Origin of the sequence: Thauera phenylacetica B4P, assembly GCF_000310225.1 — a bacterium.
Classification (GTDB): domain Bacteria; phylum Pseudomonadota; class Gammaproteobacteria; order Burkholderiales; family Rhodocyclaceae; genus Thauera; species Thauera phenylacetica.
Map to the genome: position 1 here is coordinate 1 of NZ_AMXF01000161.1, position 9,462 is coordinate 9,462.

The 9,462-nt window shown below is 69.8% G+C and carries 9 protein-coding genes; all 9 read right to left on the reverse strand.

The window, feature by feature from the left end; all coding sequences use genetic code 11:
- Positions 1-81: 81 nt before the first annotated feature.
- Positions 82-882: an indole-3-glycerol phosphate synthase TrpC gene (gene trpC / locus C667_RS16460; RefSeq protein WP_004370317.1), complete on the reverse strand. Its 801-nt coding sequence runs from the start codon at positions 880-882 to the stop codon at positions 82-84.
- A complete protein-coding gene (gene trpD / locus C667_RS16465; RefSeq protein WP_004370319.1) occupies positions 879-1,922 on the reverse strand; it encodes an anthranilate phosphoribosyltransferase in 1,044 nt (347 codons plus the stop codon). The genes trpC and trpD overlap by 4 nt, the downstream gene beginning before the upstream one ends.
- Before the next feature lie 21 nt (positions 1,923-1,943).
- Entirely contained in the window at positions 1,944-2,531 is a 588-nt protein-coding gene (locus C667_RS16470) for an aminodeoxychorismate/anthranilate synthase component II (protein WP_004370320.1), read from the reverse strand.
- 91 nt (positions 2,532-2,622) lie between these two features.
- The gene (trpE, locus tag C667_RS16475; protein ID WP_004370322.1) at positions 2,623-4,095 is read right to left on the reverse strand and encodes an anthranilate synthase component I; all 1,473 of its coding nucleotides are present in this window, start codon (positions 4,093-4,095) and stop codon (positions 2,623-2,625) included.
- A 293-nt stretch (positions 4,096-4,388) separates the two neighbouring features.
- Positions 4,389-5,069, reverse strand: coding sequence for a phosphoglycolate phosphatase (locus C667_RS16480; protein WP_004370323.1), 681 nt, complete (start codon positions 5,067-5,069; stop codon positions 4,389-4,391).
- The gene (gene rpe / locus C667_RS16485) at positions 5,066-5,761 is read right to left on the reverse strand and encodes a ribulose-phosphate 3-epimerase (protein ID WP_004370325.1); all 696 of its coding nucleotides are present in this window, start codon (positions 5,759-5,761) and stop codon (positions 5,066-5,068) included. Before rpe ends, C667_RS16480 begins: the two co-directional genes overlap by 4 nt.
- Before the next feature lie 71 nt (positions 5,762-5,832).
- Positions 5,833-8,178, reverse strand: a complete 2,346-nt coding sequence (locus C667_RS16490; protein WP_004370327.1) for a GspE/PulE family protein — start codon at positions 8,176-8,178, stop codon at positions 5,833-5,835.
- 82 nt (positions 8,179-8,260) lie between these two features.
- Positions 8,261-9,028 (reverse strand): 3',5'-cyclic-nucleotide phosphodiesterase, encoded by a 768-nt coding sequence (locus C667_RS16495; RefSeq protein WP_004370329.1) that lies wholly within the window; start codon positions 9,026-9,028, stop codon positions 8,261-8,263.
- Between the two features lie 114 nt (positions 9,029-9,142).
- On the reverse strand, positions 9,143-9,462 hold a 320-nt coding region (locus C667_RS16500; protein WP_004370331.1), incomplete at its 5' end, for an FHA domain-containing protein.

Below are 9,462 nucleotides of genomic sequence, written 5' to 3' on the forward strand. Positions count from 1 at the left end.
CGCGCGCACGAGCCGCCCCCGGCGCGGCGGCGCGGCGGGGGTGGGCGTGGCGTCGTGCTCGTGCGCGCTCACCCGGGTGCCTCAGCGGCCGAACAGCGCCTGCAGCTCGGCCCCCGGATGCGGCACGCGCATGAAGGCCTCGCCGACCAGGAAGGTGTGCACCGCGTTGGCCTGCATCAGGGCGACGTCCTCCGGTTTCAGGATGCCGGACTCGGTGACCACGATGCGGCCCGCCGCACCGCTGGCGATGCGCGGCAGCAGGTCGAGCGTGGTCTGCAGCGAGACCTCGAAGCTGCGCAGGTTGCGGTTGTTGATGCCGATCAGCGGCGTCTCGAGCTGCAGCGCCTGCTCGAGCTCGGCGGCGTCATGCACCTCGACCAGCACCGCCATGCCGAGCTCGCTCGCGAGCTGCTCCATGTCGCGCATCTGCGCCAGGTCGAGGCAGGCGGCGATCAGCAGGATGGCGTCGGCGCCCATCGCGCGCGCCTCGAAGACCTGGTAAGGGTCGACCAGGAAGTCCTTGCGCAGCACCGGCAGGTGGCAGGCGGCGCGCGCCGCCTGGAGGTATTCGGGCGCGCCCTGGAAGAAGCCGCGATCGGTGAGCACCGACAGGCAGGCGGCGCCGGCGCGCTCGTAGTCGGCGGCGATCTGGGCGGGGTGGAAGTCGGCGCGGATCACGCCCTTGGAGGGGCTGGCCTTCTTGATCTCGGCAATCACCGCGGGACGGTGGGCGGCGTGCCTGGCGCGGATCGCACCGACGAAGTCGCGCGCGGGTGGCTGCGCAGAGGCGTCCTCGCGTACCAGGCACTGCGGCCGCGCGGCGGAGGCCGCGGCGACCTCCTCGACCTTGACTGCGCAGATCTTCTGCAGGATGTCGCTCATCGGCCGCTCCGGAACTGCTGGGTGAAGCGCACGAACTCGTCGAGCTTGGCGCGCGCGGCGCCGCTCTCGATGAGCTCGCGCGCACGCAGGATCCCGGCGCCGATGGTGTCGACCAGGTTGGCGGTGTACAGCGCCACGCCGGCGTTGAAGATCACGATCTCGCGCGCCGCGCCGGGGCGGTTGTCGAGCACGCCGAGCAGCATCTCGCGCGACTCGGCGGCATCCTCGACGCGCAGCTGGCGGCTGCCCGCCATGGCGAGGCCGAAGTCCTCGGGGTGGATCTCGTACTCGGAGACCTCGTTGTTCTTGAGCTCGCCGACCAGGGTGGCGCCGCCCAGGCTGACCTCGTCCATGCCGTCCAGGCCATGCACCACCATCACGTGGTTGGCGCCGAGGCGCTGCATGACGCGCGCCTGGATGCCGACCAGGTCGGGGTGGAACACGCCCATCAGGGTGTTGGGCGCGCCCGCCGGGTTGGTGAGCGGGCCGAGGATGTTGAAGATGGTGCGCACGCCCATCTCGCGCCGCACCGGGGCGACGTTCTTCATCGCACTGTGGTGGGCGGGGGCGTACATGAAGCCGATGCCGGTGGCCTCGATGCACTCGGAGACCTGCTGGGGGGTGAGATCCAGATTGACGCCGAGCGCCTCGATCACGTCGGCCGCGCCCGACTTCGACGACACCCCGCGCCCGCCGTGCTTGGCCACGCGCGCGCCGGCGGCAGCGGCGACGAAGATGGTGGTGGTGGAGATGTTGAAGGTGTTGGCGCCGTCGCCGCCAGTGCCGACGACGTCGAGGAAGTGGTCGTGCGGCGGCTCGACCACGACCTTGGTGGACATTTCGCGCATCACCGTGGCGGCGGCGGTGATCTCGCTGATGGTCTCCTTCTTGACGCGCAGGCCGGTGAGGATGGCGGCAGTCATCACCGGGGAGATCTCGCCGGCCATGATCTGGCGCATCAGCGAGAGCATCTCGTCGAAGAAGATCTCGCGGTGCTCGATCGTGCGTTGCAGGGCTTGCTGGGGGGTGATCGTGGTCATGAGGCTCTCGCAGCGTTCGTTTCAGGCGGCCGCCGGCAGGCTGGCACCGCGGTCGAGAAAGTTCTTCAGCAGGGCGTGCCCGCACTCGGTCAGGATGGACTCGGGGTGGAACTGCACGCCCTCGACGTCCAGCGTCCGGTGGCGCACGCCCATGATCTCGCCGTCCTCGGTCCAGGCCGTCACCTCCAGACAGTCGGGCAGGCTGGAACGTTCGATCGCGAGCGAGTGGTAGCGCGTGCAGGTGAGCGGGTTGGGCAGGCCGCGGAACACGCCCGTGTCGAGGTGGTGCACCGGCGAGGTCTTGCCGTGCATGAGGCGCTTCGCGTGCACGATGCGCCCGCCGAAGGCCTCGCCGATGCTCTGGTGGCCGAGGCAGACGCCGAGGATGGGCAGCTTGCCGGCGAAGGCCTTGATCGCCGCCACCGAGATGCCGGCCTGGGCCGGGGAGCACGGCCCCGGCGAGATGACGAGGTGCTCGGGCGCGAGGCGCACGATCTGCTCGAGGGTGATCTCGTCGTTGCGGTACACCTTGACCTTGGCGCCGAGTTCGCCGAAGTACTGCACGAGGTTGTAGGTGAAGCTGTCGTAGTTGTCGATCATCAGCAGCATGGTCTTTCCCTTCGCGAAGCCGCGCGCGGCGCGGGCTCCGCCAGTATCGAGGCGTGGTGGGCGGAGGGCGGCGCGGGCGCCGCCGCCGCGCTCAGAAGCGGGTGTCGAGGCCGCCTTCGGCCATCTCGGCGGCGCGCAGCATCGCGCGCGCCTTGCTCTGGGTCTCGTTCCACTCGGCGTCGGGGTCGGAGTCGGCGACGATGCCGGCGCCGGCCTGGACGTGAATCTGGCCGTCCTTGACCACCGCGGTGCGGATCGCGATCGCCAGGTCCATGTCGCCGTGGAAGCCGAGGTAGCCCACCGCGCCGGAGTAGATACCGCGCTTGACCGGCTCGAGCTCGTCGATGATCTCCATCGCGCGCACCTTGGGCGCGCCCGAAACGGTGCCGGCCGGGAAGGTGGCGCGCAGCACCGCGAGCGCGTCGAGCCCCTCGCGCAGCTTGCCCTCGACGTTGGAGACGATGTGCATCACGTGCGAGTAGCGCTCGACGCTGAAGCGCTCGGTGACCTTGACCGTGCCGACCTCGGAGACCCGCCCGGCGTCGTTGCGCCCGAGGTCGAGCAGCTGCACGTGCTCGGCGATCTCCTTCTGGTCGGCGAGAAGTTCCTGCTCGAGCGCGAGATCCTCGGTGGCCGTGGCGCCACGCTTGCGGGTACCGGCGATCGGGCGCACGGTGACGACGTCGTCCTCGAGCCGGGTGAGGATCTCGGGCGAGGCGCCGACGACGTGGAAGTCCTCGAGGTTGAAGTAGAACAGGTAGGGCGAGGGGTTGAGTGAGCGGATCGCGCGGTACAGCGCCATCGGGCTGGCGGCGTAAGGCTTGCTCATGCGCTGAGACAGCACGACCTGCATGACGTCGCCGTCGACGATGTACTGCTTGGCGCGACGCACCGCGTCCTTGAAGGCCTCCTCGCCGAAGCTCGACACCGGCTCGGCGGACTCGCCGCGGAACTCCTCGGGGATCTGCACCGGCTCGCGCAGGCGGGCGAGGAGCTCGCGCAGGCGCCGCTGCGCGCGCTTGTACGCGCCCGGCACCTCGGGCTCGGCATACACGACCAGGGTGAGCTTGCCACTGAGGTTGTCGACGATCGCGACCTCCTCCGAGAGCAGCAACAGGATGTCGGGCGTGCCCAGGGTATCGGTCTTCTCGGTCTTCGCCAGGCGGGGCTCGATGTAGCGTACGGTGTCGTAGCCGAAGCAACCCACCAGCCCGCCGGCGAAGCGCGGCAGGTGCTGGCGCGGCGGCACCTTGATGCGGTTCATGAACTCGGCGACGAAGTTGAGCGGGTCGCCGTAGTCGCGGCGCTCGACCAGGCGGTTGCCGGTGAGCAGCAGGGCCGAGCGGCCATAGACCTCGATGCGGGTGGGCGAGGACAGGCCGATGAAGGAGTAGCGTCCGAAGCGCTCGCCGCCCTGCACCGACTCGAGCAGGTAGGTGTAGGGCTCGTTGGCGAGCTTCAGGTAGATGGAGAGCGGCGTGTCGAGATCGGCGAAGGTCTCGAGGGTGAGCGGGATGCGGTTGTAGCCCTCGGCGGCGAGGGCGTTGAATTCGTGTTCGAGCATGGGGGCTCCACGTGGGACAGGTCGATCGGAGAGACTTGCAGCGGGCGGGGAAGGCGGCGCACGGCGTGCGCGGCGGGCCCCGCAGGGGGAGGTCGCGTTCAGTGGCCCAAAGGCCAACGCCAGCCACCGCGCCAGGGGTGCTGGGCGGAGGACGAGGCGGCGAACAGGCGATCCCGGGGTGCGAGCATCACGATGACTGTCGTTGGTGGAGGGACGGACGAGCGCGGGAGAGCGTACGGAGACGGAGGCAGCGCAGCCAAGGGCTGCGAAGCCCTTGCGTCGCCGATCCGCGGCTATGCAGGACCGATATGGTCCAGCACTTCGAGTGCGGTCGATAGTAGCCCATCGCATTCGATGCTGTCCACCGGCATGCCCTCGCTATAGCCGTAGCGCACCAGCAGCACCGGCATGCCGGCGTCGCGCGCGGCGAAGGCGTCGTTGGCCGAGTCGCCGACCATCAGCGCCTGCCCGGCGGGCACGCCGAGGCGCGCGCAGGCGAGGTGCAGCATCGCCGGGTCGGGCTTCTTGACCGGCAGTGTGTCGCCGCTGACCACGGTGTCGAAGTGGTGCGCGATCGCCATGCGCTCGAGCAGCGGCAGCGTGAAGGCCTCGGCCTTGTTGGTGACCACCGCGAGCGGCAGGCCGTGCCCGCGCAGGCGCTCGAGCAGTTCGACGACCCCGGGGTAGATGCGCGTGCGCGCGCCATTGACCACGGCGTAATGGCGGCGGAACACGCCCACGGCGGCGTCGATCTCGTCCTCGCCGGCGTGGGTGCCATCGGTGAGGCAGCGCCGCACCAGGTTGGGGATGCCCTTGCCGACGAAGCTGTGGATCTCCTCCAGGCTGCGCGCCGGGCGGGCGAGCTCGGCGAGCATGAGGTTGGCGGCGTCGGCGAGGTCGGCGATGGTGTCGAGCAGGGTGCCGTCGAGGTCGAAGAGCACCGCACGCGGCGCGAAGCGTGCGTCCCCCCTCATGCCTTCACCGTGGCGAGCTCGGCGCGCAGCGCGCCCAGGATCGAGTCGTAGCGGTGCGGATCGGACGCCTTGCCGGCGCCGAACACCGCGGAGCCGGCGACGAAGGTGTCGGCGCCGGCGCGGGCGATCTCGGCGATGTTGTCGGTCTTCACCCCGCCGTCGATCTCGAGCAGGATGCGGCGGCCGGTCCGCGCCTCGTAAGCGTCGAGCCGCTCGCGCGCGGCGCGCAGCTTGTTGAGCGTCTCGGGGATGAACTTCTGCCCGCCGAAGCCCGGGTTCACGCTCATCAGCAGCACCACGTCGAGCTTGTCCATGACGTGGTCCATGTAGTGCAGCGGCGTGGCCGGGTTGAACACCAGCCCGGCCTGGCAGCCGGAATCGCGGATGAGCCCGAGGCTGCGGTCGATGTGCTCGGAGGCCTCGGGGTGGAAGGTGATGACGTTGGCGCCGGCCTTGGCGAAGTCGGGCACGATGCGATCGACCGGCTTCACCATCAGGTGCACGTCGATCGGCGCCGTGGTGTGCGGGCGGATGGCCTCGCACACCAGCGGGCCGATGGTGAGGTTGGGGACGTAATGGTTGTCCATCACGTCGAAGTGGATCCAGTCGGCGCCGGCGGCGATGACGTCGCGGACCTCCTCGCCGAGGCGGGCGAAATCGGCGGACAGCAGGCTGGGGGCGATGCGGTACATGGGGTGCTCCGGAATGGGGGATCAGGCGGGATTCTAACCCGCAGCCCGGCGATCGACCGCCCCGGCCCCGCTCAGCGCACGCAGACCTTGCGCACCTGCTTCATGTCGGTGATGCCGGAGAGCACCTTCTCGATGCCGTCCTGGCGCAGCGTGCGCATGCCCTCGGCGAGCGCCTGGCCGAGGATCTGCTCGACGCGGCCGCGCGACTGGATGTGGCGCTTGATCGCGTCCGAGCCGAGCATCAGCTCGTGCAGGCCGACGCGGCCCTTGTAGCCCTGGTTGCAGTGCTCGCAGCCGACCGCGCGGTGGAGCCGGAAGCCGCCGTCCTTGTCGCCGAAGGCCTCGCGCCAGCGCCCCAGCACGCGCTCGCGCGCGGCCTTGGGGTCGGCGGCGAAGTCCGGAGTCAGGTGCATGTCCTCGCAGTACTCGTCGAGCAGGCTGGCGAGCTCGTCCTCGCCGACGCGGTAGGGTACGCGGCACTTCAGGCACAGGCGCTTGGCCAGGCGCTGGGCGAGCACGCCGAGCAGCGCGTCGGCGAAGTTGAACGGGTCCATGCCCATGTCGAGCAGGCGCACCACCGACTCCGGCGCGCTGTTGGTGTGCAGGGTCGAGAACACGAGGTGGCCGGTGAGCGAGGCCTCGATGCCGACCGCCACGGTCTCGTGGTCGCGCATCTCGCCCACCATGATCACGTCGGGGTCGGCGCGCAGGAAGGCGCGCATCATGGTGGCGAAGTCGATCCCGGCCTTGCGGTTGACCTGCACCTGGCGCAGGCCCTTCTGGGTGATCTCGACCGGGTCCTCGACCGTCCAGATCTTGGTGTCGGGGGTGTTGATGTAGCTCAGGATGGAGTGCAGCGTGGTGGTCTTGCCCGAGCCGGTGGGACCGCACACGAAGAAGATGCCGTAGGGCTTGGCGATCGCGGTCTTGAGGCGCTCGAGGTTGAAGGGCAGCAGGCCGAGCTGGTCGATCGGGATCGGCTCGCTGTGCGCGAGCAGGCGCATCACCACGTCCTCCATGCCGCCCTGGGTGGGCAGCGTGGCCACGCGCAGCTCGAGGTCGACCGGGGCGAACTTGCGGAAACGGATCTTGCCGTCCTGCGGCTTGCGGCGCTCGGAGATGTCGAGGTCGCACATGATCTTGATGCGGGTGACGAGCGGGTTGCGGTAGCTCGCCGGGATCTCGATGTAGGGCACCAGCGAGCCGTCCTTGCGGAAGCGGATCTGCGTCTTCTCCTTGCCGGGGCGGGGCTCGATGTGGATGTCGGAGGCGCCCTGGCGATAGGCGTCGATGATGATCTTGTTGACCAGCTTGACGAGCTCGTTGTCGGCGGCGGCGGTGACCTCGTCCTTGAGCGAGAGGGCGTCCTCGTCGTGATCGTCGAGGCCCGACAGCAGGTCGGACACGGAGGCGTCGTCCAGGGTCGCGCCGAAGAACTGCTCGACGGTCTGCTCGAAGTCGCGCTTGGTCGTGACCCGGTAGGTGAGGCGCTTCTTCGGCAGCACGTTCTGCGCCACGCCCGAGCTGCGCACCTGCTCGGGATCGACGCACAGGATCAGCACGCCCTCGGGGTTCTCCTCGTAAGGCAGCCACAGGCTCTTCTCGACGAACTCGCGCTTGATGTTGCGCAGCAGGTCCATCGGCTTGACGTGGTTGGCGACGAAGGCCTGGTAGGGCACGCCGAAGTAGCGTGAGGCCGCCGCACCGAGCTCGGCCGGGCTGAGGCCCAGCTGCTCGATCAACACGTTCTCGGTGCCGGCCCCGCTCTCGCGTGCCTCGCGGGTGGCATCGGCGAGCTCCTCGGCGGTGATGCGGCCGTCGACCACCAGCGCCTCGAAGCGCGACCGCAGCCGCCCGCTCTGGCGGTTATGGCGCAGGAAGGCCACGCCGAGGGTCTGCGCCAGCCCCATCAGGCCCTCCTCGGCCATCTTGGAGAAGGGCTCGCGGTTGAGCGTGTTGATGAGCTGAACGACCCCGAGCAGGCTGCCGGTGTCGGGATCGCGGATCGGCGCCACCAGCATCTGGCGCGAATGGAAGCCGGTGTTGGCGTCGACCTCGCGGCGCAGCTCGAGGTGCGGCGAGATGCGGCGCAGCTCCTCGTCGTCGTACACGTCGCGGATGTTGACCAGCTGGCCGCTGAGCGCGACGAAGCCGGCGATGCTGTTCTCGCCGATCGGCAGGCGGATGCTCTGCACCCCGCTCAGCCCGGTCTTGACCCGGGTGACGATGGAGGCCCCGCCCTCTTCGAGCGCGTAGATGGTGAAGCGCTCGGCCTCGAACAGCGAGCACAGCTCGGGCGCGAGCTCGAGCATGATCTCGTCGGTGTCCTTGCTCGCATGGATGCGGTTGGTCAGCGTCTGCAAGCCCTTGAAGAAGGCGAGACGGTGCGTGACGGCACTGGACACGGAGGTGTTCATTGGGTTTGCTCCGGATGGAAGCGCCCGCGGGCGAGCGGCAGCGATCGGGGTGGCGGGTTCCGCCGCACGTACGGCGGGCGCATCAGAACTCCAGGAGGTCGCCGCGACCGAGCGCACGCAACGGGCGCCCGGGGGCGCAAGCCCCCAGTTGGTCGATGATGCGCTGCCCGGCACCCGGCTTGAGGTGGCTGATGTGGATCTCGGGCGTGCCGCGGATCTCGTCGAGCACCGCACGCGCCATGCTGGGGCACAGGTGGCGCGAGGCCACCGCGAGCCCGTGCTGCTCCTCGGCGAAGGCGGTCTCGAGGATGAGGTGGCGCAGTTGCGGACAGTCGTTGATCGCCGCGATCAGCTCGGGACAGTAGGCGGTATCTCCGGAAAACACCAGCTGCCCACCCCCGCTGTCGAGCCGATAGGCCACCGCCGGCACCGTATGACGCGCCGGCAGCGCGGTGACGCCCCGCCCGCCGAAGTCGCGGCGCTCGCCGACGTGGATCGGCTGGAAGCGCATGAAGGGCTGGTGGTGGTCGGGGATCGCGGAGAAGTCGGGCCACACCAGCCAGTTGAAGATGTGCGAGTGCAGGATGCGGATGGTCTCGGGCGTCGCATGCACCTGCACCGGCGCCTGGCGCAGCTCGCCCACCGAGTCGATCATCAGCGGCAGCGCGGCGATGTGGTCGAGGTGCGCATGGGTGAGGAAGACGTGGTCGATCCGCGCGAGCTCGTCCAGCGTGAGGTCGCCGACGCCCGTCCCGCAGTCGATCAGGATGTCGTCGTCGAGCAGGAACGAGGTGGTGCGCGGCTGCGCCCCGCCGATCCCGCCGCTGCACCCCAGCACCTTGAGCTTCATGGCCTCCGTCATCCGCGTCCGCGGCAGCCGGAGGCCACCGCGCGAACCCATGCGAAACCTTAGCATCGCGCGGCGGGTGGCCGCGCGGGAGAAAGTCACGCCCGTCCCGCCCCCTCAGGCGCGCAGGAAGAACTCCATCTTGACGCCCGCGATCTCGATGATGTCGTGGTCGCGCAAGGGGCGCGCCTGGGCGTCGATCGCACTGCCATTGACGAGCGGGAAGCTCGCGCCCTCGACGTGGGTGATGAAGTAGCCGTGGGGTCGGCGCGTGATGACCGCGACCTGGCGCCCCGGCTTGCCCAGGGTGGTGAGCGACTTGGTGAGCGGCAGCTCGCGCCCGGCGTTGGCGCCGCTGAGGACCTGGATCACGCCCTGGCCTTCACCCGCCGCGGAGGCGGCGGACGCCGCCGCGGCCGCGGCGCCGGCCTGGCGCG